The organism is Paenibacillus sp. JCM 9796, from assembly GCF_055379675.1.
Window position 1 is genome coordinate 4,517,108 of record NZ_AP043723.1, and the last position, 22,722, is coordinate 4,539,829.

The following is a 22,722-nucleotide window of genomic DNA, read 5'->3' on the forward strand; positions in this document are numbered from 1 at the left end:
AGGTTCGATGAAGCAGCATTATCCTTTATTCATCAACGGTGAATTTGTGGAAAGCAGCAGCGGGGAAGTCATTGAAACGTTCAACCCTGCCACCGGCGAGGTGATCGGCACGGTCGCCAAAGCGAACCGGGAAGACGTGGATAAGGCGGTTGCCGCCGCGAGAGCGGCGTTCGAGCAAGGCAAATGGCCGAAAATGAATGCGGCTCGCCGAGCCAAGATCATGATTAAAATCGCGGGCATCATGACCGAGCGCCTGCCGGAATTAATTAAAGCGGAAGTGCTGAACAGCGGTAAAACGGTCAGCGCCGCCAAGGGGCAGATCGGTCAAGCGATAGAGGACTTCGAGTTTTACGCGGCTGCAGCCATGACGCAAAGCGGAGACGTCAATCAAGTGCCGAACGGATTTTTTAACTATACCGTGAAGGAACCGGTCGGCGTATGCGGACAAATCATTCCCTGGAACTATCCTTTGATGATGGCCGCCTGGAAAATTGCGCCTGCGCTGGTTACCGGTTGTACGGTCGTTCTGAAACCGGCCAGCCCTACCCCGATTACCGCTTACATGCTTGCGGAGATTTGCCAGGAGGCCGGCGTTCCTGCGGGTGTGGTCAACGTTATTACAGGCAGCGGTTCGGAAATCGGACCCTATATGACGGAGCACCCGGGCATCGACAAGATTGCGTTTACCGGCGAAACGGAAACGGGTAAAGACATTATGGCGCGCGCTTCGAAAACGATAAAACGGATCACGCTGGAGCTCGGCGGGAAATCGCCGAACATCGTGTTCGACGATTGCGATATCGACGGTGCGGTAGACGGCTCCTTATACGGAATCTTCTATAATACAGGCCAATCCTGTGAAGCGCGGTCCCGCTTGTTTGTACACGCGAACATTTATGACCGGTTCATGGAGAAGTTCATCGAGAAGGCGAAGCGCCTGCGCGTCGGCGATCCGTTCGCCGAAGGCGTGCATATGGGAGCGGTCATCTCGGCTAGCCATGAGCGGGTCATTGACGGGTATGTAAAACTTGCGGTCGAAGAAGGGGCGGAAGTGCTGCTCGGCGGCAAACGTCCGGAAGGGCCGGAATTCGAGAAGGGCCACTGGTACATGCCGACCGTCATCGGCAATGTCCGCAACGATATGCGCGTCGCGCAGGAGGAAATTTTCGGACCGGTCGTCGTCGTCATGAAGTTTCACGATGAGCAGGACGTCATCCGTCAGGCCAACGATACGATCTTCGGCCTCGGTTCGGCGATATGGACGAAGGACCATGGCAAAGCCCATCGCGTGGCAAGCGCAATCAAGGCGGGTATCGTGATGGTCAACTCACCAATTTCGGCATTTCCCGGCACTCCGTTCGGGGGCTATAAGCAGTCCGGCTTCGGGCGCGAGCTGGCTCTTGAAACGCTCAACTTGTATACCGAAACGAAAAGCGTCGTTTCTTACGTCGGGCCGAAGCCGCTTAATTTATTCGGACTCTAATCCATATAAGAAAAGAGGAACTGATCATGGGACAAAATTTAACGTTGACGAAAGAAAGCGGAATTGCCGAAATTCACCTTCATATCAACAAAACGAACTCTTACAGTCTGGACTTCTACAGAGAATTAAATGCCGCGATCGACGATATCCGCTTCGATCCTTCCATTAAAGTCGCGGTCCTGCTGAGCGATACGCCGAATTTCTTCTCGGCCGGCGCGGACATCAACTTCCTGAAAGCGGCCGATCCGAAGTTCAAAACGCAATTTTGCTTGTTCTGCAACGAAACGCTCGATAAAATCGCGCGCTCGCCGCAAGTGTTCATCGCCTGCCTCGAAGGGCATACGGTTGGCGGAGGTCTGGAGATGGCGCTCGGCTGCGACCTGCGCTTCATGGGCGACAAAGCCGGCAAGATCGGTTTGCCGGAAGTGACGCTCGGCGTGCTTGCCGGAACGGGCGGCACTCAGCGCCTTGCCCGCCTGATCGGGCCGTCGCGCGCGCTTGATCTGAACGTTTCGGCCGACCTGTTGACGCCGGAGGAAGCCCTTCATATCGGACTTGTCAATAAAGTGTTCCCGCAAGAACAGACGAGAGAGAAGACGCTGGAATATGCGCGTAAAATTGCAAACAGCGCCACGTACGCCGTTTCGAACATCAAGCTGTCGATCCAGAACGGGATCGAAATGCCGCTCAACGTTGCCATCCGATACGAGGGCGAGCTGCAAAACCTCTTGTTCCGTTCCGCCGATGCGAAGGAAGGCTTGGCGGCCTTCCTGGAGAAGCGCCAGCCGAACTGGCAAGGCCAATAACAGGAACCGCCGGTACGATCTGAATAAGCGCCGGAATGCGGTATGGATTATGAATGTTCATAATCCATATCGTTTTTTTGAAACGTTGGGTAACCGGCAATAAGGAGACGTGCGAATGAGACGCAACCGGTTTCAAATCAGGGTCAATTTCGGGGATACGGACAAGGCGGGGATCGTTTATTATCCGAACTATTTCAAATGGTTCGATATCGCCGGCCATCAATTTTTCCGGAGCATCGGTCTCCCGCCTGCCGAGCTTGGCGAGAAGCACGGCATCATTCTCCCATTGCTCGATGTGCGCTGCACCTTCGAGAAACCGCTGTATTATGACGATATCATCACCATTGCCACCGAGGTAACGGAGGTCAACCGCAGAACGGTGAAGCTGAATCACGAGGTATTCCGGGGAGAAGCGAGAACGGGGCACGGCTACGAATTGCGGGGCTGGGTCAAGCAGGAGGGGGATCGCATCTTTGCCGTGCCGATTCCGGACGAAGCCCGCGCGCTGCTGGAAGAGGATACGGCCGCCGAGACGGTTCAAATTAATCCATGGTTGAACGCTTGAGAGGCTATCGGGCCGTTCAAAGCACAAACGTAGGGAAGTGAATATCTGATGAACGGTGAAGTTACGGCTTCCTGCCGTGTCATTCCGGTCGTTGCGCCGACGCCTTACGACGTGGGCGACGTCAATATGTTTCTGGTGTCCGATGAGCGTACGCTTACGTTAATCGACGCCGGGGACGACTCCGAGGCTTGCTGGGATGCGCTCCATGGCGCTCTGGAGAGAGCCGGGTTCGCTTTGCGCGATTTGTCGCAAATTTTAATTACGCACAGCCATCCGGACCATACCGGGTTGGTCAATCGGATTACGGCGCTCACGGATGTCCCCGTTTATGCACATCCGGAGGCGGTTCCGCGATTAACGAGAGAACCCGATTTTTTGTCCATGCGCGCAAGCTTCTACAAGCGGTTATACCGGGAAATGGGCTGCGGGGAAGCAGGAGAACGACATGCCGCACGCCTTCAACGCGCGATCAGGAACAACGATCCAAGTAAAATAAAGGCCCCCATCCGGACGCTCCGGGAATCGGACCGGATCGGAGCTTACCGGGTCATCGAGGTTCCCGGCCATTCGCCGGATCATCTTGCCTTCTGGGATGAGCGGGAAAAGAGGCTGTTTGCCGGCGATCATCTAATCAGGCATATTTCCAGCAACGCCTTTGTCGAACCGGACCGGGAAGGGAATCGGATACCGACGCTGGTTGCTTACGCCCGGTCCTTGACGAAGTGCCTGGAGCTGAAGGCGGACATCGTCTATACCGGTCATGGCGAGCCGGTGGACCGGCCTCATGAGCTTATCGGCAAGCGGTTGGCGCGCATTGAGGAAAAGGCGGAGAAATTGAAAGCTTACATTCGCAGCGGAAGCACGACGGCCTTTCAATTGGCGCAAGTTTTATATCCGCAAAAATATGATTCTGAATTCTCGGCGGTCATGTCGGAGATTATCGGTTTGTTGGATTATGCGGAGTCCAAAGCGGCAATCGGGAAGGCTATGCGCAGCGGCGTCTGGCACTATGAAGCGTAGGGAGGGGAACGAAGGTGGGAGATCAACCTGTCCTATTGGAAAGACGGGGTCATGTCGGCTGCATCCGATTGAACCGTCCGGAGGAACTGAACACGTTTAATTATGAAACGCTCGTTTGTTTGGATAATATTTTGGACGAAATTGCCAACGATCCGAAAGCGATCCGCGTCGTCATTGTGGAAGCCGAGGGACGCGCTTTCTCCGCGGGCGCCGATCTGAAGGAACGGAAATCGTTAAATGAACAGCAGGTTCGCCGCAACGTCAGGAAAATCCGCGATGTATTCAGCGCCTTGGAACGGCTGCCGCAGCCTTCGATTGCCGCAATAAGCGGCTATGCCTTCGGCGGCGGGTTCGAGCTTGCACTGGCATGCGACTTCCGCTATGCGATCCGCGGAGCATTGATGGGGCTTACGGAGGTCAGTCTGGGGATTATTCCGGGCGCGGGCGGCACGCAGCGGCTGCCCCGGTTAATCGGCCCTTCCAAAGCGAAGGAGCTGATTCTTACCGCCCGCAAAATAACGGCCGACGAGGCGCACGCCATCGGGTTCGTGAACGCGGTGGCCGACGATCAGGCACACCTGGCCGAGCTGTGCGGGAAGCTGGCGGGCGAAATATTGAACAATGCTCCGCTTGCGGTCTATCAAGCCAAGCGTGCGATCGATGTGGGAGCGGGAGGCGATCTGCAGACGGGGCTGGATTTTGAATCCAAAGCCTATGAGGTCATCATTCCGACCAAGGATCGGGTGGAGGCTCTGGCTGCCTTTCAAGAGAAAAGAAAGCCTGTGTTTACAGGCGAATAGCAAAGCGGGGTGTGCGCATGTACAAGGCGATTGTCAGCGGGACCGGCTCTTATGTCCCTGAGCATATAGTAACCAATCACGATCTGGAGAAGCTGGTGGATACCTCGGACCAATGGATCCTCGAAAGAACGGGTATAGCCGAACGCAGAATCGTTACGGATGATCAGGCCACTTCCGATTTGGCCTATTTTGCCGCACTGGAAGCGATTCAAAGCGCGGGAATTACCGCCGCCGATATCGATATGATTATCGTGGCCACCGAAACGCCGGACCATCCGTTTCCGCCCGTAGCCTGTCAGCTGCAGCAGCGGCTCGGCTGCCGGCAAGTCACCGCATTTGACGTCCATTTAGCGTGCACGGGGTTTATCGCGTCGCTGCACGTCGCCGAGAAGTTTGTCAAAGCCGGTCCGCACCGGCACGTACTCGTCGTTGGCGCGGATACGTTATCGCGGATTACGGACTATACGGACCGCTCGACCTGCATCATTTTTGCCGATGGAGCGGGCGCCTTCGTATTATCGCGTGAAGAAGGCGGCGGCACGCTCGGACTGCTGCATACGGCGGTTCATGCCAACGGCGAATACTTCGACGCTGCGATCGTTCCCGGAGGCGGCAGCAGGTACCCGGGGGCCGGCGATGAAAGCAACAAAAATAAAATTCACATGAACGGCAACCGCATCTTCAGACTGGCGGTCAACCTGATGAGCCAGAGCATCATGGAAACGCTGGAGCATTGCCGGTATACGCTGGAGCAGGTCGATTGGGTGATTCCGCATCAGGCGAATCAAAGAATCATTGATGCCGTAGGAAGAACGCTCGAAGTCCCGGAGCATAAAATGATCAGCACGATCCGGTATTTCGGCAACAATTCGGCCGCAACCATCCCTTTGGCCATGGACCGGTCGGTGAAGGCAAACAAAATCAAGCGAGGAGATGTCGTGGCTTTAGCGGCATTCGGCGGAGGCTTGGGCTGGGGCTCCGCATTATTGCACTATTAGCGGCAGCCGGCACGCGGCGATCGGACTTCGGACAAGACCGGAGGCAGATTGCCTTGCTGTGCGCCTGTTTGCTTAGATGCGGCACCCGCCGTGAAAAAGATTTAAACTTGGGCATTGACGGTGTGAAGGGGATCATATTATATTATGGATATAACACGAAAGTCATAAAAACATAATGATATAGGGAGGTGTCCCCCGCCCGGTTTTTGAAACCGCTTCCGATCCGGCAACCGATAAAGGAGGGCTTCAAGTGATCTTGGATCACTTCATTGCCATCGCTCCGTATTTTCAAAGCATGATCCTGGAAGACTGCCGTGTTTGCCACATCCTGATATGATATGTTTATTTTACGAAAGTTCATAAAACGCTTGTGATCATGTCGTGTTTCATCATGGGTACACAGGTGTGACGCATACTTCTTATTGAAAGCGGTACCAAATACTCTTGAGGGGGCAAACAAAATGAGTTTTGGGAAAAAAGTGGTTCGTTTGGCGGCAATCGCAAGTTTGGTCATTTCCGTGTTGAGCGCCTGTGGCTCGGCCGATACGAAACCGGCAAGCGCGCCAAGCGCAAATCAGGAGAAGACGGCGACAGCGAAACCGATCAAAATCGGCTTTCTTGTGCCGAAAACGGGAAAAGGGAAAGATTACGGAGAAAAAGAGGAAATCGCCACTAAAATCGCAGTCGATGAAATCAACGCCGCAGGCGGCATTAACGGCAGCAAGCTTGAATTGGTGACTGAGGATACGGCCGGCGACAACAAGCAGGCGGTGCTGTTGACGCGGAAGCTTGAAAAGGAAAACGTCGTTGCGATTTCCGGCCCCCACTTCAGCGGTGAAGCCGAGGTGACGTTTCCGATCGCCAACGAGCTGAAGATTCCGATCATCTCTTACGCTTCCGCCAAGCCGGGTATTTCCGCAGCCAACCGTCCATGGGCGTTCCGGAACTCCATGACGGACGACAAGCTGCTGAATACGGCGCTTCCGGTATTCGCCAAGCATTACAACGTCAAGAAATTTGCCGTTATTTATGACGAGAAGGACGCCGTCTCCAAATCGGCGGGTGTGGATGTGCTGCCTGTCGCGATAGAGAAGAACGGCTTTGAATGGGTCAACAAGAGCAATCCTTTGGCTATTAAGACAGGAGATACCGATTATAGCGCGATCGTCACCAAGGTCAAAGGCATGAAGCCGGAGGCTATCGCCGTCAGCGTCTTGTATCAAGAAGGGGCCGGGTTGGTGAAAGAGCTGAGAAGGCAGGGCGTGAACGTTCCGATCATCGGTACGGTTGGCATCTATGCGTCGGCTTTCCCGAAATTAGCCGGCGAGGCGGCTAAAGATATCGTGGTAGGCACTTACTGGTATCCGGAAATCGACCGGGCGCAAGCCCAGGAGTTTCTGAAAAAGTTCGAGCCGGAAGCGGTAAAGCTGACACCGGATGCTTCAAAGCCGGATCCGTATGCGGTGAATGCGTACGACAATATCCAAATTATTGCCAAACAGCTTAAAGACGCCGGCTTGAATGGAGACAGCGATGTGAAGAAGCTGCGCGAAACGGTGAGATCCGGCTGGGAAAAGCTGAAGGACTATGAAGGCACGCAAGGCAAAATGACGATCGATGCGGAAGGCGACGGCGTCAAGGAAGTGCATACGGTTACGATAAAAGACGGGAACTACGCTCCGTTAAAGTAAGGGAGGCGCCACCATGGAGTTGATCCAGCAGTTGATTAACGGCCTGCTGCAGGGAAGCTTGTACTCGCTACTGGCGATCGGGTTCACCCTGATATTCGGGGTACTCAGCATGATGAATTTGGCTCACAGCGAAGTTTTCATGACATCGGGCATTATGGTCTATATCCTGATCGATAAAGTTCACCTCCCGCTGTACGCCGCCGTTCCGATCGTTCTGGCAGGCTCCATTGCGCTAGGCATGGTGATCGAGCTCGTCAGTTTCCGGCCGATTCGGCGGGATTATCATTACGCACCGCTGGCAAGCACAATTGCGCTTGGCATCGTCATTTCCGAGCTGGTCGTCAATTTGTCCGGTTCCGACGCCAAGTCCGTTCCTTCTGTCATCCACCTGTCGAATTTGCAAATCGGCGAAGTGCTGATCAGCAGTCCGCAAATGATCCTGCTGCTCGTATCGCTCGTCTCCATGCTGGGCCTAAGCTATATTATGAAAAGCACCAAACTGGGGCGTTCGATGAGAGCGCTCTCGGAAAGCGAAACGGCGGCGAAGCTGCTGGGCGTCCATGTACGCTTCGTCGTCGTTTCGACCTTCGTCTTGGCCTCGCTGCTGGCGGCAGTCGCCGGCATGCTGTACGCGATCCGTTTCGAAACGGTGTCCCCGTTTATGGGAACGATGGTCGGACTGAAGGGCTTGGCGGTCATGATCATCGGCGGCTTAGGGAACATCAGGGGCGCGATGATCGGCGGTATTTTGATGGGACTGCTTGAGGTCATGGCTATCGCGCTTCCGCTCGGTTTGACCGAGTACGCCGATGCCGTCGTTTGGGGGATGCTCATTCTTATCTTATTGTTCCGCCCAACCGGATTAATGGGTTCAAGCGTGCAGACGGAAAGGGTGTAGCCGATGGAGCAATCGATTTTTATATTTGCAGGAATCAACATTATCCTCGCGTTAAGCTTGTACGTGACGATGGCGACCGGGCAGCTTTCCTTGGGGCATGGAGCATTTATGGCACTAGGCGCCTATGTCTCTTCCATCCTGACGGTCCATTTCTCCATTCCGCTTGTTCTATCGTTTCTGGCAGGGGCTGCCGCTGCGGCACTCGTCGGGTTTGCGATCGGCTTTCCGGCGCTGCGGATTAAAGGCATTTACCTGGCCGTGGGAACGCTCGGATTTAATGAAATGATCGAGGTCGTGCTGCGCAATGTGGACTATATCGGAGGCGCCTCCGGGCTGAGCGGGATGTCGGGAACGACACTTGCGAATGTGGCCGTCGGCACGGTCGTCGTGCTTGCCGCCGTCTTATATATGAACCGCACGCGGTTAGGCTGGGCGTTCAAGGCCGTGGAGCAGGATGAAGTCGCTGCCCAATCGATGGGATTGAACGTCACGTTTTTCAAAATATGCGCGTTTACGATCAGTGCGGGCATTGCCGGTATCGCCGGCGCCTATTACGCCCACTACATGTTTTTCATCGATCCGCAAAGCTTCGGTTTTCATACGTCGCTGCTCATCTTGTTCTACGTGCTGATCGGCGGGTACCAGACCCCTTGGGGAGCGGTGACGGGCGCGTTCCTTCTCACGCTGATTCCTGAAATTTTCCGGGGGCTCGAGGAATGGAGGCTGGTTGTGTACGGGATCATCATCGTCGTCATGATGGCGGTACGGCCTCAGGGTCTCATTTCGGAGAAGACGGTGAAAACGATCCGCAGCCGGTTCGCGCGGAAACAGCGGCAGTCGCCTTCATCCATATCCTCACTTCGCTAAAGGAGGGATTCACCTGTCCATGCTGAACATTCAAAATTTGTCTAAACGCTTCGGTGGAATGGATGTCATATCCGGCCTGAATCTGCACGTGAAGGCCGGGCGGATTCACAGCATTATCGGCCCGAACGGTGCGGGGAAGACGACGCTGTTCAACCTGATCACCGGCTTATACAAACCGGATTCCGGCGACATTCGCTTCGAACAAACGTTGTTGAATCCGTTAAAGCCGCATCGGATCGCCAAGCTCGGGATCAGCCGGAACTTTCAAAACATCCGGCTGTTCTCGCATATGACGGTAGAGGAAAACTTGCGGATGGGTCAAGGCACGCAAATCTCCTTCGGCCTGTCCAGCCTGATTCCTTACCTGCATGGGAACAAGCGTCAGAGCCTTGAGGGCGAATTGGAAAGAGTACTTGACTTGCTGTGCTTTGAGCGTAAGCGAGATTTGCCGGCGAGCCAGCTCTCGTACGGGGAGCAGAAACGTTTGGAAATCGGCAGGGCGATTTGCTCCGGGGCCAAGTTAATTTTGCTGGATGAGCCGGCGGCCGGGCTTAATCCGGAAGAGAGCGCGCAATTGAACGAGTTCATCTTGACGATACGCGATCATGGAGTGACGGTTCTGCTTATCGAGCATGACATGTCCGTGGTCATGAAGATTTCCGACATCGTCACCGTCATTAATTTCGGCCAAAAAATCGCGGAGGGAACGCCGCAGGACATCAGGCATCATCCGGCTGTGCTTGAAGCTTATTTGGGAAGCGAGGAGGAGGAGGAGGCCGTATGACCGCGATTCTTGAAGTGAAGGCAGCTTCTGCCGCATATGGGCAAATTCAAGCGCTTCGGGGCATAAATCTGGACGTATACGAAGGAGAGGTTGTCGCTCTCATCGGGTCGAACGGAGCGGGGAAGAGCACGCTGCTCAAGACGATTTCCGGAATCATCCGGCCTACGAACGGGGAAATCCGTTTCAATGGCGCGCCCATCCATCAAGAACAGACGCATGTGATCGTAAAGTCGGGGCTGGTCCATGTTCCGGAAGGCCGGGCGATTCTGAAAAGGATGACGATCGAAGACAATCTGCTCACCGGCGGCATGTATGCAAGCAAGCAAGATACGCCGCATTTATTGGCACATGTCTATGACATTTTTCCTCTGCTGAGAGACCGCAGGCAGCATCCGGCAGGGACGCTTTCCGGAGGACAGCAGCAGATGCTTGCGATCGCGCGCGGATTGATGGCGCAGCCCAAGTTGCTGATGCTCGATGAGCCTTCCCTGGGTCTCGCTCCCCTCGTGATTAAAGAAATTTTCGGGTTGATTCAGACGTTGAAAGCCAGCGGCATGACCATCCTGCTCGTGGAACAAAATGCCCGCCAGGCGCTGCGCATTGCCGACCGCGGGTACGTCATTGAAAACGGAGGCATCAAGCTGTCCGACCGGGCGAATGCCTTGCTGCATAACGACATGATCCTGCAAGCGTATCTCGGAGGCGCTCATAGCGCATGAAAGGCCGGTTCCGATTTACAAGCTTGAACCCGTTTTCCATGAATCATTGTACGAGCGGCTTTATCGCTTGGTTGTTTGGCGTCACCGGGCCGTTTCTGATCATTCTGCAATCGGCCGCACAGGGACAGCTCCAGCCGGAAGCGACTTCCTCCTGGGTGTTCGCCGTCTATGCGACCGGCGGGGCGCTGACGATCATGCTGTCCGTCTTGTACAAGCAGCCTATTGCGGTAGCTTTCTCCATCCCGGGCGCTGTCCTTGTAGGTACGTCGCTTTCCAACCATCCCTTCAACGTCGTCATCGGGGCTTATGTGCTGACGGGGCTGCTGATTCTCCTGCTTGGCATGGTCGGCCTGGTGGAGAAGCTGATGAAATCGATTCCGCTGCCGATTATGATGGGGATGGTTTCGGGTGTCTTACTCCCCTTCGGGTCCAATGTCGTGACCTCGCTGAAAGACGCTCCGTTGCTGAACGGCTTGACGCTGCTTACGTTTCTGGTTTTGTCCTATTTCACCCGGTGGGCCAAACGGATTCCTCCCATTCTGGGGGCCATCGCCGTTTCCGCCGTCTGGCTCATTTTTTTCGGGGGGAGTCCCGCAGGAGAGATCGTATTCCGGATAGCGAAGCCGCAAGTGTATAGTCCCGCGTTCGATTGGAGCACCGTCGGCGAGCTTGTCATTCCGCTGGCGATGACCGTTATCGCCGTCCAGAACGCGCAAGGCATCGGGGTTCTCAGAGGAGACGGGTACGAGCCGCCGGTGAATGCGATGACCCGATGGAGCGGAATCGGTTCTTTGGCGAATGCGTTGATGGGCGCACATTCAGCCTGTATTGCCGGTCCGATGACGGCGATTCTGACCGATGAGAAGAACGGACCCAAGGAACACCGTTACCTGGGGTCGATCGTGATGGGGGCATTGTGGGTCTTATTCGGTTTATTGGCGCCGATGGCTGTGCTCTTGACGGATTCGATCCCCGCCTCCTTGATTAAGCTGCTCGGGGGATTGGCCATGATCGGAGTGCTCGTGAATTCCCTGCAAATGAGTTTCTCGGCCGGTCATAAGCTGGGCGCTCTGTTTGCCTTCATGATTACCTTATCGGATATCACGTTATTCAGGATCGGAGCGCCGTTCTGGGGATTGGCTGGCGGAATCGTGTTCTCGTTCATCCTGGAGAAGCAGGATTGGCGCAAAATCAACATCAAGGCCGTTGTAACGAAGTAACGGCGCTGAATAAACCCTTCACCCCAAACCGATAGCCCGGGGTGAAGGGTTCTTATTTTTGGAGCGGCTGGACTTGTTCAGCTTTCTATTTTTTTTTCTTTTACAACAGACAGGTCTGCACTATAATGTAATAGACATAAATGAGTAACTACTAAAGGAGAGTCGAAGTATGGAAGGCGATTTATTGGTAGGCTTATTAAAATTGATCCTCATCAACATCGTATTGAGCGGTGATAATGCGGTAGTGATTGCGCTTGCCTGCCGTGCGTTGCCTGCGCACCAACAGAAACGTGCGATCTTCTGGGGAAGCTTCGGTGCGATCGGTTTGCGGATCATCCTGACGTTTGTGGCGGTGTGGCTGCTTGCCATTCCTTATGTGCAAGTGCTTGGGGGACTTTTGCTGCTCTACATTGCGGTCAAGCTGGTGAAAGGCGAAGGAGAAGAAGAGCATCTGAAATCGGGAAATACCATAGCCGAAGCGATTAAGACGATTATGATCGCCGATCTGGTTATGAGCCTGGATAATGTGCTTGCTGTCGCGGGAGCGGCGGGAGGCAACGTGCTCCTGATCGCGCTGGGGCTTACCATCAGTATCCCGTTGATTATTTGGGGCAGTCAGCTTCTCATGACGCTGATGACCCGTTTCCCGATTATTGTCTGGTTTGGAGCCGGCCTGCTCGGTTATACGGCAGGGGAAATGATGCTGACGGATAAAGCGGTGGGACACTGGTTCGAAACGTATTTCCATGCTGGACATTACCTCATTCCGATCGTGCTGGCTATTGTCGTTGTGATTGCCGGCAAACTGCTCGGCAAGAAAAAAGAAGATGGCGAAGGGAACGCTACATCGGCCGCTTCCTGATCGCCCCGCTTCCGGCCGTTACCCAATGGCCGGATTCGGCTAACAAGCCCGAAATGCCTCAGAGCAGGCATTTCGGGCTTTTGTATGAAATAATGAATTGTTTTTTCGGATAAATTCGTTTAGAATCAGGTTATCATCATTTTTGCCAACGTTGGCAAAAATGCAAGCCGCCAGCTTGCATCATGAAAACTTTATGTTTTAGGAGGAACCCACAGCATGAATATTGCATTATGTCACTTTCGTGTCGGGGAGACCGACGGCGTTTCCTTGGAAATGGAAAAATGGAAGAAGGTTCTCAAGGAATTGGGTCATCGGGTGTATCTGTTAGCCGGAAGTTTGGGAGAAGAAGAAGGGATTGTGCTCGAAGAGCTGCACTATCAGCACCCGGTCAACAACAAATTCGTCGCCAACGCCTACGACCGGCTCTCGGATTATCCCGATGCCGAGGCATTCCGGGAGGATGTACTGGCGTTTGCGGCCCGGATCGAGGAAGCGCTGTGCCGTGCGATTGACGAATACAAGCTGGATATGCTGGTGCCCAACAATATTTGGTCGTTAGGCTGGGGGCTGCCTGCAGGGATTGCTTTCGCGGAAGTCGCGCGCAAGAGGAACATCGCCTGCATCGCGCACAATCATGATTTCCATTGGGAGCGGACAAGGTACAGCAATCCGACCGATGCCTGCATCTCAGACTGGCTGGAGCAATATTTTCCGCCGAAGCTTCCGAATGTCAAGCAAGTCGTGATTAATAAAATCGCTCAAGAGGAGCTGCTGAAGCGCACCGGACAACCGTCGACAGTCGTGCCTAACGTATTCGACTTTACCGCTCCTGCCTGGACGCTCGACGATTACAACGGCGATTTTCGCAAGGTGATCGGCGTGAAAGATAACGACATCCTTTTCCTGCAGGCAACCCGGATCGCCGAACGGAAAGCGATTGAGCTTGCGATTGATTTGGCGGCAGAGGTCGGTAAGCCGGACAATATGAAGCTGTTGAAAGAAAGCCCGCTTTATGACGGGAGAATGCTCGGGGATGACGGGGAAATCGTGCTTGTGCTCGCAGGTCTTCAGGAAGCCTCGGCAGCGTACGTGGAAGGCTTGAACCGAAGAGCCGAGAGGCAGAAGGTGAAGCTGCTGTATATTAACGAATGGATCGAAGCGACCCGCGTTACCAGAAACGGCAAGAAGCTTTACTCGTTGTGGGACGCTTACGTGCATGCGGACTTTATCACGTACCCGAGTGTTTTGGAAGGCTGGGGCAACCAGTTCCTCGAAGGCCTGTATGCGAAGAAGCCGATGGCCGTATACGAATATCCGGTATATGGAACAGACATTAAGCCATGCGGGTTTCACATCGTTTCCTTGGGCAGCGAGCATACGGTAGACGAAGAAGGATTGGTCCATGTGGAAAGCAAAGTGATGGAGGCGGCCGGCCGGGAAGTGCTCCGTTATTTACAGGATGGCGAATTCCGCAGTGCCCGCATGGAACATAACTTTCGATTAGGGGAAGAGCGTTATTCCTACGATGCGCTGAAGCAAATTTTGGCCGGACTTTTTAAAACGCCGGTTTCAAAAAGCTAGATATTGACACCCCGAGCGAGAACGGTTACAATGATAAATGCCAACGATGGCATAAACTAGATTCGAGTAAGGGACCCTAAATGAAAACGCAAACAATCAAAGATGTGGCAAAGCTGGCAGGCGTGTCTATTCGAACCGTTTCCCGCGTCATTAACGAAGATCCCCATGTGAAGGCGGAAACGAGAGAGAAAATCCTCAAGGTGGTCGCAGAAACCGGCTTTAAAGCCAACATGCTGGCCAAAAGCCTGAGGGAGAAGAAGACAAACACCTTGATTGCTTTCGTAGATCAGCATAGCGGACGGTTTTGGGGCGCTTTTCATAATGAAATTCTGCAGAAGATGATGAAGGAAGCGCACCGGATGGATTACCGTCTGATTATTTCCTCTTCATCGGCCGAGAGCTATGAGGAGAACGAGAACGACGGATTTTATCTATTGAAGCACGGCATGGCTGACGGTGCGGTCATGTTCGACACCAAAGAAAAAGATAAACGGGTGGAGTATTTGCGGGAACGACAAATCCCATTCGTTATTCTGGGAAAAGACATGGATCATTTCGACACCTCCTATGTGGATTTGGACAATGTGTCCGCCGGTTACCTGGCCGCCCAATATTTGGCCTCGAAGGGCCGCAGGAACATCCTGTTCTTGCTGGGCCATGCGGATTACATCGTGAATCAGGAACGGGCGCAAGGAATCAGCCGCTATTTCTCCGCACATCAAGAACAGGCGATCGAGTGGAACATTCTGTACGATGTGTCGAGCATTGAATCGGCTTATCTGCGGACGAAGGAGGCGCTGGCCTTGCCGCAGCATCCGGACGCCATTTTTATCTCCGGCGATGAAAGGGCTATCGGCGTATACCGCGCGGTTTACGAGCAAGGACTGCGCATTCCGGAGCAGGTTGCCGTACTCGGCATCGATAAGACCGAGATGGGGGAATTTTATCATCCTCCGATCACGACCATCGACCAGTCGATTACATCCATGGCTCAGACGGTCATGCAGCTCCTGGTCAAGCAGCTTGACGGGGCTGAAAAAAACGGCACGCGTGTGCTGATCTCACCGATGATTTGCGAAAGACAGTCGACCTAAATTTTTTTAGATAAAAATGCCAACGTTGGCAAAGGTGCTGATGATTGGATTTTTATATAAAAGTACCTAAAAAGGGGAGAGTTACCTCATATGAACAAATGGCCAAAAGTTGTAGTCGCTGGCACGCTCGCTATTTCACTGACCGCTTGCGGGTCCGCCAAACCGGAATCGGCTAATACCGCAGGAGAGCAAGCGCAAGCGGAGCCGGGTAAAACGACCCAAATCCGCATGCAGATCGCATGGGCAAGCGATTCGCCGCGCGGCAAAGCGATTCGCGTCATCCTGGACGAGTTCGAGAAGAAAAACCAGGATGTTAAAGTTGAACTGCTCGGCAGCGCCCAAAACGGTCAAAAGCTGTTGACTCAAATTTTGAGCGGAGATGCTCCGGAAGTCATGCAGATCGCTTACCGCGACGTTCGCGGTCTTGCGCCGCAAGGAGCGTACCTTGATCTGTCGAAGGATTTGAATGCGGAGAAGGACAACTACTATCAGCAGCTTTGGGATTTGGGGACTTGGGACGGCAAGCTTTACGGCTTTCCATGGCTCGGACATTCCGTTCAGTTAATTTATAATAAGACGTTGTTCGACAAAGCCGGTATTAAAAATCCGCCGAAAACGTGGGATGAGCTTTATGACGCCGCCAAGAAATTGACCGTCGATACGAACGGTGACGGCAAACCGGATCAATATGGCATAGGACTCGTCGGGAAGCAAGTTTACGATATTACCTGGATGGTCAATATGTTCATGAATCAAGCCGGAGCGAACATTGTCAAAGATGACGGCAAGGGCAATTATCAGGTCGGCTTGAACTCTCCTGAGGGCAAGAAGGCATTGGAATTTTATACGAAGCTCGTCAAAGAAGTATCGCCTCCGGATACAGTGAATAAAGACGGCGGGGCTGTTATGGCCGATTTCCGCAATCAGGTGGTGGCTATGCAATTCCAAGGACCATGGGGGGTTCCCGATGCTTGGAAGGCGGCCAACAAATTTGAAGTCGCAACGGCCGAAGTGCCGGCCGGACCTGCAGGCAAAGCAGCCGATATCGGACCTTACATGCTTTCCGTGCCGACGGGCGTGAAAGGCGACAAGCTGTCCGCTTCCGTGAAGCTGATCAAGTTCCTGGGCTCTAAAGAAGGACAGGAGCTGGTAATGAAGGGGGAAAAAGCCGACGACGGCAACTTCTACCCGTTCCGCGTGCCGATTCGCAAAGACCTTTACGACTTGCCTTATTTTAAAGAGCATCCGGAATTCCTCGTCTTTATCAAAGGCCTGGAATACCCGAGCATATCGACGCCGGTTCCACAGTGGGCTCAAGTGGAGGCGGAAGTCTATCAAAGCGTACTGAACCAGGTTGTTTCCGGCGCCATCACGGCCGAACAAGGCTTGAAAACGCTCGAAGAAAAAGGCAACGCCATTTTAAAAGCGAAGTAAGTCCATCCAGTAATCAAGTCAGGACAGAGCACCTAACCAGCTAGGTGCTCTGCTTGCCTAAGGAGGCAAAACATGAAAAAAAGAATCCGCAGCAGGATCGGAGACTGGACCAGCTATGTGTTTATTTTGCCTTCGGTCATCATTCTCGGACTTTTTTTGATCTATCCGATCATCTGGTCCTTTATCGCCAGCTTTAAGGATATTAAGCCCATTACGCTGAAAAATTCAGGGCTTTTCGAAATTCCCGGCGCCTTTGTCGGATTCGATCAGTATGCAAGGGTTTTGCAGAATGAGCTGTTTATTAAAGCGCTTGTAAATACCGTTTATTTCAGCATTATTTTCATTCCGGTTACGATGTTCGCCTCGGCGTGCCTGGCACTTCTTCTTAACCAGAAATTAAAAGGGGTCAATCTGGTCCGCACCGTTTTCTTTATTCCTTATATTTTATCGGTAGTCAGCGCCAGCTTGATTTTCATGTTTCTCTTTAACGGGGACCGCGGTTTAATCAATGCGCTGTTGAACTTGTTCGGCATCTCGGGTCCGAATTGGCTGGCCAGCACGGTTTGGGCCATGCCGGTCATTGCCATCATGACTTGCTGGAAAAAAATCGGCTATTTCATGCTGATTTATTTGGCCGGTCTGCAAAATATTCCGAAAGATTTGTATGAAGCGGCCGATGTTGACGGGGTCACGCCTTTTCAACGGCTGCGTTTAATCACATGGCCTCTTCTCGGCCGCATCTCGTTAGTCGTGTTCATCCTGTTGCTGATCGATTCGCTCAATGTGTTTCAGGAAATCTACATCATGACCGGCGGAGGACCTGCCGATTCGACGACGACTGTACCGTTCCTCATTTATAATGAGGCGTTCAAATATTACAGGATCGGATCTTCCGCAGCGATGTCCTATATTTTGTTCTTCCTGGTGCTCATCATCACGATCGTTCAGAAAAAAATAGTCGACAAACGGTTAGGATAGGAGGGGGAAACGATGAAAAAAAATTGGCTGTCTTCGATCGTGCTTTGGGCTTTAGGCCTGATCTTTTTTCTGCCGCTTTACTGGTTGTTCGTGTCCAGTTTGAAAAGCGACTCGGAAATTACGCGGTTTCCTCCGACATTTTGGCCGGAACATCTCGAATGGAGCAATTACCCTGAAATCTGGGAAGCGCTGAAATTCGGCACGACGTTCATGAACTCGATGATCGTGACCATTTCCACGACCGCACTCATCGTGATATTTACCAGTATGGCCGGCTACGCTTTTGCCAAGAAGCAATTTTTCGGCAAAAATGTGCTGTTCATCGCCTTGATCGCCACCATGACCGTTCCACCGACGGTGCTGCTGCTGCCGCTCTATTTCATCATTACGAAGATGGGGATATACGACAGTCTGATCAGCTTGATCGTGCCTTTCAGCGTAACGGTGTTCGGGATCTTTTTCACGAAGCAGTACATTGACGATGTGCCTACGGAAATGCTGGAAGCCGCGAGAATCGACGGCAGCGGGGAGTTCCGCCTGTTTTATCAGATCGTGCTTCCTCTTATTAAACCGGCGATCATTACTTTGATCATTGTCGAGTTTGTGCATAACTGGAATTCCTTTACAATGCCTCTCGTGCTGCTTCAATCCGAAGACAAATTCACGATTCCGCTGCGGCTCGCCCTATTGGCGCAGGAGAGCATCGCGATTCCATGGTCGCGGATTTTGGCCGCGAACGTACTTTCGCTGATTCCGGTGCTGATTTTATTCCTCAGCGTACAGAAGCAATTTGTCAAAGGCCTGATGGCCGGAGCCGTGAAAGGCTAATGAAGGGAGAATTCCAATGCGTAAAATTCAAGCCAAGCAGCTCGGAGACATCTTTTACGAAATGACGTATGTCAAAGGGAGCTTGCGCAACGATTATTCGGGCGGGGTGTGTATCGGATTCAGATTTAATCTGGACAATCCTCCGCTCGCCCTTGGCGGCATGGCTATCGACTTCAAGCTGCTGCTGGACGGGAACGAAATGAGTCCGGACAAAGTCTGGATTATGCAAGATCAGCACGGCCGCAATGCGGGAACGATATCCGAAGCGGAGCCGTTCACGTTCGAGGTCGGGGCGGCTACGGAGTGGTCGGTGCTGTATCCCGGCGGTCTGACGCCGGGCGAGCATACGCTCGTTATCGTGACCGAGCAGTACGCGTTCGGGAAAATTTATTCCCGGTTTACGATTAAGGATCAAGTCGCGGATATCCAAGAGCCTTGTCTGACCAAAACGGGTCCGTTTGACCGTCCGCTCGCGTTATCCAACGATACTTCGTTTACGGTCTTGAACTGGGCAGGCGATCTGTCGGCCGATTGGAACTGGTGGGGACTCGTCACGGATAACGGCGGCTTGTACAGTCCTCCGGCGAGGTACATCCGTCATTTGAAGTGGCAGCTGCGTAAAGGGGAGGGGCAGGAAGCTTATCCGTTGGTCCGCTTCACGGAGCGCGCGAACCATCTGCCCGGCAGACTCGAGGCGTTCAGCCGATTCGACCGGTTGACTGTGGACCGCAAGGTGTTCATGTCGCCCGCGGACGCGGCGGTGCTTACCCGGTTCACTTTAACGAACCACGGGGACGGGACCGAGACGTTCGAGCTCATCGCCGATGTGGAAGCGATGCTGGTGCCGTACGGACTGCTCGGCGTGAAGGCGAAACAGTTTAAGTTTCGTCAAACCGAAGGAAAATTAATCATGGAAAACCCGCAGCTGCCGTATGTTGCCGTTATTGCCTGCGATGCCGGCTGCACAGCATCGTTCGGCAGCGAATATCAAGGCGCGGAACCTCGCGTTCAGCTCCGGATTCCATGCGAAATCGCGCCCCATTCGTCGCTGACGGTAACGGTTGTGCTGACCGGCGACCCGGAGCATGAAGCGGCAGCCGTAGAAACCGCAACGCGATGCTTAACTCAGGCCGGAGAGCTGTTCGTTCAGACGGCCGGGTCTTATCGGGATTACCTGCAGGAAACCGCCGCGGCTTATACGGGAGACGATGAGCTGGACAGGGCCTTTGATTTTGCCAAGCTTGCCCTGAAGCTGTTGAAATTCAATCATCCGGAAATCGGGATCGGCATTTGTGCGGGCTTTCCCCGTTTCCCGAACTACTGGAGCAGGGATTCGGCGTGGACGGCGTTCGCTTATTTGGCTATCGGGGATGTCGAGTTTGTTAAAGAGGTTTTATTAAACTTCATCTCCCTGCAGCTGAAAGAGGATCGCCCCGGCGCGATGGCAGGGGATATGCCTACCGTGATCAGCGGACCGGGCTTCATGCATCAAACCTCCTGGGGAGGCTCGGCGGAAGGCGTCCTGCTGCAGGCGATATTATTCCGCGAATATGTTCAAGCCGCGAAGGATACGGAATTTGCGCGCGCTTATTTTCCAAGCTTGCTTGAATCGGTGAACTGGGCTCTGCGCTGCGACCGTGACGGGGACGGATTTCTGGAGCATGGCATCGTCGGCGACGTATCCACCTCGCAAGCGTTCACGATTCCGGATACGCAATGGATGGACCATATCGACCGGAGAAAGAGCGGCAACGATGTGCAAGGTTTGTATTGGCATGCGCTCCGTTCCGCTTCGGACGTCGCCCATTTGATCGGGGAGACGGAGTTTGCCCTCAAGTGGCGCACCCTGGCGGATCAGGTGGAGCAGCAGTACGAGGATGCGTTCTGGTACGAAGACGGAGCGTATTACTACGACCGGCTGTTGGAAGACGGCACGCCCGACCCTACGCTGCGCCCCAATTATGCCGTCAACTTGATGTTCTCCACGTTAGCCGATCCCGATCGGGTGAAGGCGTCATTGAAGAAGCTCGAAGCGGCGGAGGTGACGACGCCGTTCGGCGTCCGGACAAGAAGTGCGGCTGATGAAGGAAACGGGTACGATCCGTCCAGCTATCAGGAAGGCGCTGTCTGGAATTTGACGACCGGCTGGGTAGCCTTGGCCGAATTTAACGCGGGACGCCCGGAGCAAGGCGTCGCCTTCCTGCGGATGATCGCATCGCGGATTCTGGATGAAATGGGCATGGCTGCCGAGCTGTATCGCGCGAACAGGCCGGAGCCGCTTAACGGTTGCTTTCTGCAGGCTTGGTCCGTAGGTATGTATGTCTGGTGCTTGATGCGCTATCATCGTGAAATATCCCGTTTCATTCAATCTGAATCGAATCGCTGATCCCGAACGGTTTTGCTCACGCAGACAGACGGGGTAAAGGTAAAGCCGACTTGAATTTTCAAGCGGCTTTTACCTGTTTGTACGCAATAGGCGGAATGTCATTCGTCTTTATGGCTTCTCTCCAGCCCGACTCTTACGGAATCCAGGCCCAGTCAAGTCTGCGTGCCTGAGGCATGTGCGATGCATACGACTCAAAGGCATGAACAGCCGCTTTGGCAACCTCCACATCATTAGCGACCGTACTGCCGCTGACACCGACGGCGCCGACGATCCTCCCTTCTCTTACAAGCGGAATTCCACCTCCGAACACAACCACCCGGCCATGATTAGTCGTATTGATCCCGTACAGTTCCGCATGAGGGGCTGCCAAATGGGCCAGATGTGAAGTAGGCATTCGCAGCGCAACGGCGGTCCATGCCTTATTTTGCGCGATGTCGATACTGGCCAGCCAGGCATCGTCCATCCGGTGACAAGCGGTGAAATTGCCGCCTTCATCGACGATCGCGATCACTTGCGAAATTCGAAGCTCTTTTGCTTTCTGTTCCGCAGCTTTTATCACATGTTTCGCAGTCTCGAGCGTCATGCTTTTCATTTGTTTATCGCTCCTTTAAACCTTGTTCGCCCTGCAAATGGTTCTGATACGCATTTCGGATTCCCTGTATTATATGGGCGACCGGCGGCTTTAGGTGTCTCGCAATTTGTAATCGTTCCGAGATCCAAATTATATTTTTTTGCATGTGCCGCATAGAAGAACGGCCAGTTTTGTTACCCGGCACAAAAATAGTATTTTTAATGATGAAAGCATAATAAAGTCGCCTCCATGGTTTATACTAATGATGACGCTTTCATGTTTTCAAAGAAATGGCTAACCATATCGACGAAGGGGAATGATCCATGACAATGACGACCGCCACCACAGTGCCGTTGATGAGTTTTAACGAAATAAATGTGATTTATAATCAAGGACAGCCGAATCAGGTTCATGCGCTGAAAGATGTGTCGGGTACAATCCGGGAAGGGGAATTCATTTCGATCATCGGCCCGAGCGGGTGTGGAAAATCGACCCTGCTGCATACGTTGGACGGCTTGATTCGTCCTGTTTCCGGAAGCGTATCCATTAACGGTCGGCCGATTGAAAGTCCGGGCGGAGAGAAGGCGATGGTGTTTCAGGATTTCGCGCTGATGCCCTGGCATACGGTATTTCAGAATGTGGCCTTCGGCTTGCGTTTAGCCGGAAAAAACAATAAAGACGTGAAAGATCACGTGATGCACTATATTCGCATGGTCGGACTCGACGGCTTCGAGCATAAATATCCGCACCAGCTGTCTGGGGGCATGAAGCAGAGGGTGGGCATCGCCAGGGCGTTCGCGGTGGAACCGAAAATTTTGCTGATGGATGAGCCGTTCTCCGCCATCGACGAGCAAACCCGGGAGATCATGCAGGAAGAAGTGCTCAAGATGCTGCAGCATGAGAAGAAAACGGTTATTTTCATCACCCACTCGATTGACGAGGCCGTATTCTTATCCAACCGCGTGTTTCTGATGTCGGTGCGGCCGGGTCGGATCATCGATGACCTGACCATCGACATTCCGTACCCAAGGACGCTCGAAACGAAGCTTCTGCCGGAGTACCAGGAATATAAATCGATCATATGGAATCATCTCAAAGGCGAAGTTACCCGTCAGTACCAGAAAGGAGAAGCATAAC

21 protein-coding genes are annotated in these 22,722 nt (G+C 53.4%); 20 read left to right on the forward strand and 1 reads right to left on the reverse strand.

Translation table 11 applies throughout. From position 1 onward, the window contains the following. The first annotated feature begins 7 nt into the window (after positions 1–7). From ACZ439_RS21780 to ACZ439_RS21870, 19 genes are all read left to right on the forward strand, one after another. Entirely contained in the window at positions 8–1,483 is a 1,476-nt protein-coding gene (locus ACZ439_RS21780) for an aldehyde dehydrogenase family protein (protein WP_464620202.1), read from the forward strand. Between the two features lie 26 nt (positions 1,484–1,509). After that, on the forward strand, positions 1,510–2,289 hold the full coding sequence (locus tag ACZ439_RS21785; protein ID WP_054795669.1) for an enoyl-CoA hydratase/isomerase family protein: 780 nt from the start codon (positions 1,510–1,512) through the stop codon (positions 2,287–2,289). Positions 2,290–2,404: 115 nt separating this feature from the next. Continuing rightward, entirely contained in the window at positions 2,405–2,854 is a 450-nt protein-coding gene (locus tag ACZ439_RS21790; protein WP_054795670.1) for an acyl-CoA thioesterase, read from the forward strand. Positions 2,855–2,902: 48 nt separating this feature from the next. After that, positions 2,903–3,874, forward strand: a complete 972-nt coding sequence (locus ACZ439_RS21795) for an MBL fold metallo-hydrolase (RefSeq protein WP_464620203.1) — start codon at positions 2,903–2,905, stop codon at positions 3,872–3,874. Between the two features lie 14 nt (positions 3,875–3,888). Next, positions 3,889–4,674, forward strand: coding sequence for an enoyl-CoA hydratase-related protein (locus tag ACZ439_RS21800; protein ID WP_054799015.1), 786 nt, complete (start codon positions 3,889–3,891; stop codon positions 4,672–4,674). Positions 4,675–4,691: 17 nt separating this feature from the next. Next, positions 4,692–5,672, forward strand: coding sequence for a beta-ketoacyl-ACP synthase III (locus ACZ439_RS21805; RefSeq protein ID WP_054795673.1), 981 nt, complete (start codon positions 4,692–4,694; stop codon positions 5,670–5,672). 461 nt (positions 5,673–6,133) lie between these two features. Beyond that, entirely contained in the window at positions 6,134–7,363 is a 1,230-nt protein-coding gene (locus ACZ439_RS21810; RefSeq protein ID WP_464620204.1) for an ABC transporter substrate-binding protein, read from the forward strand. Between the two features lie 13 nt (positions 7,364–7,376). Continuing rightward, entirely contained in the window at positions 7,377–8,261 is an 885-nt protein-coding gene (locus ACZ439_RS21815) for a branched-chain amino acid ABC transporter permease (protein ID WP_054795676.1), read from the forward strand. Between the two features lie 3 nt (positions 8,262–8,264). Continuing rightward, the gene (locus tag ACZ439_RS21820) at positions 8,265–9,128 is read left to right on the forward strand and encodes a branched-chain amino acid ABC transporter permease (protein WP_127607529.1); all 864 of its coding nucleotides are present in this window, start codon (positions 8,265–8,267) and stop codon (positions 9,126–9,128) included. A 19-nt stretch (positions 9,129–9,147) separates the two neighbouring features. Beyond that, positions 9,148–9,912, forward strand: a complete 765-nt coding sequence (locus tag ACZ439_RS21825; RefSeq protein ID WP_464620205.1) for an ABC transporter ATP-binding protein — start codon at positions 9,148–9,150, stop codon at positions 9,910–9,912. Positions 9,913–9,917: 5 nt separating this feature from the next. Then, positions 9,918–10,631, forward strand: coding sequence for an ABC transporter ATP-binding protein (locus ACZ439_RS21830; protein ID WP_464621159.1), 714 nt, complete (start codon positions 9,918–9,920; stop codon positions 10,629–10,631). Next, a complete protein-coding gene (locus ACZ439_RS21835; RefSeq protein WP_464620206.1) occupies positions 10,628–11,851 on the forward strand; it encodes a benzoate/H(+) symporter BenE family transporter in 1,224 nt (407 codons plus the stop codon). Before ACZ439_RS21830 ends, ACZ439_RS21835 begins: the two co-directional genes overlap by 4 nt. A 169-nt stretch (positions 11,852–12,020) precedes the next feature. Next, entirely contained in the window at positions 12,021–12,713 is a 693-nt protein-coding gene (locus tag ACZ439_RS21840; protein WP_054799020.1) for a TerC family protein, read from the forward strand. A 216-nt stretch (positions 12,714–12,929) separates the two neighbouring features. After that, entirely contained in the window at positions 12,930–14,294 is a 1,365-nt protein-coding gene (locus ACZ439_RS21845; protein WP_155613839.1) for a glycosyltransferase family 4 protein, read from the forward strand. An 80-nt stretch (positions 14,295–14,374) separates the two neighbouring features. Then, a complete protein-coding gene (locus ACZ439_RS21850) occupies positions 14,375–15,388 on the forward strand; it encodes a LacI family DNA-binding transcriptional regulator (RefSeq protein ID WP_127607518.1) in 1,014 nt (337 codons plus the stop codon). A 90-nt stretch (positions 15,389–15,478) separates the two neighbouring features. Further along, positions 15,479–16,822 carry an ABC transporter substrate-binding protein gene (locus ACZ439_RS21855; protein WP_054795686.1) on the forward strand — a complete coding sequence of 448 codons (1,344 nt, stop codon included), beginning with the start codon at positions 15,479–15,481 and terminating at the stop codon, positions 16,820–16,822. A 72-nt stretch (positions 16,823–16,894) separates the two neighbouring features. Further along, positions 16,895–17,800 (forward strand): carbohydrate ABC transporter permease, encoded by a 906-nt coding sequence (locus ACZ439_RS21860; protein ID WP_127607516.1) that lies wholly within the window; start codon positions 16,895–16,897, stop codon positions 17,798–17,800. Positions 17,801–17,812: 12 nt separating this feature from the next. Further along, complete coding sequence (locus ACZ439_RS21865) at positions 17,813–18,628, forward strand: carbohydrate ABC transporter permease (RefSeq protein WP_127607514.1); 816 nt, start codon at positions 17,813–17,815, stop codon at positions 18,626–18,628. A gap of 16 nt (positions 18,629–18,644) precedes the next feature. Then, the gene (locus ACZ439_RS21870) at positions 18,645–21,014 is read left to right on the forward strand and encodes an amylo-alpha-1,6-glucosidase (protein ID WP_054795690.1); all 2,370 of its coding nucleotides are present in this window, start codon (positions 18,645–18,647) and stop codon (positions 21,012–21,014) included. A gap of 133 nt (positions 21,015–21,147) precedes the next feature. Here ACZ439_RS21870 and ACZ439_RS21875 read toward each other — a convergent pair whose 3' ends face one another. Then, a complete protein-coding gene (locus ACZ439_RS21875) occupies positions 21,148–21,606 on the reverse strand; it encodes a GlcG/HbpS family heme-binding protein (RefSeq protein WP_054795691.1) in 459 nt (152 codons plus the stop codon). A 302-nt stretch (positions 21,607–21,908) separates the two neighbouring features. On the opposite strand from ACZ439_RS21875, the gene ACZ439_RS21880 reads away from it, so the two are divergent. Next, the gene (locus ACZ439_RS21880) at positions 21,909–22,721 is read left to right on the forward strand and encodes an ABC transporter ATP-binding protein (protein WP_230875904.1); all 813 of its coding nucleotides are present in this window, start codon (positions 21,909–21,911) and stop codon (positions 22,719–22,721) included. Position 22,722 lies beyond the last annotated feature (1 nt).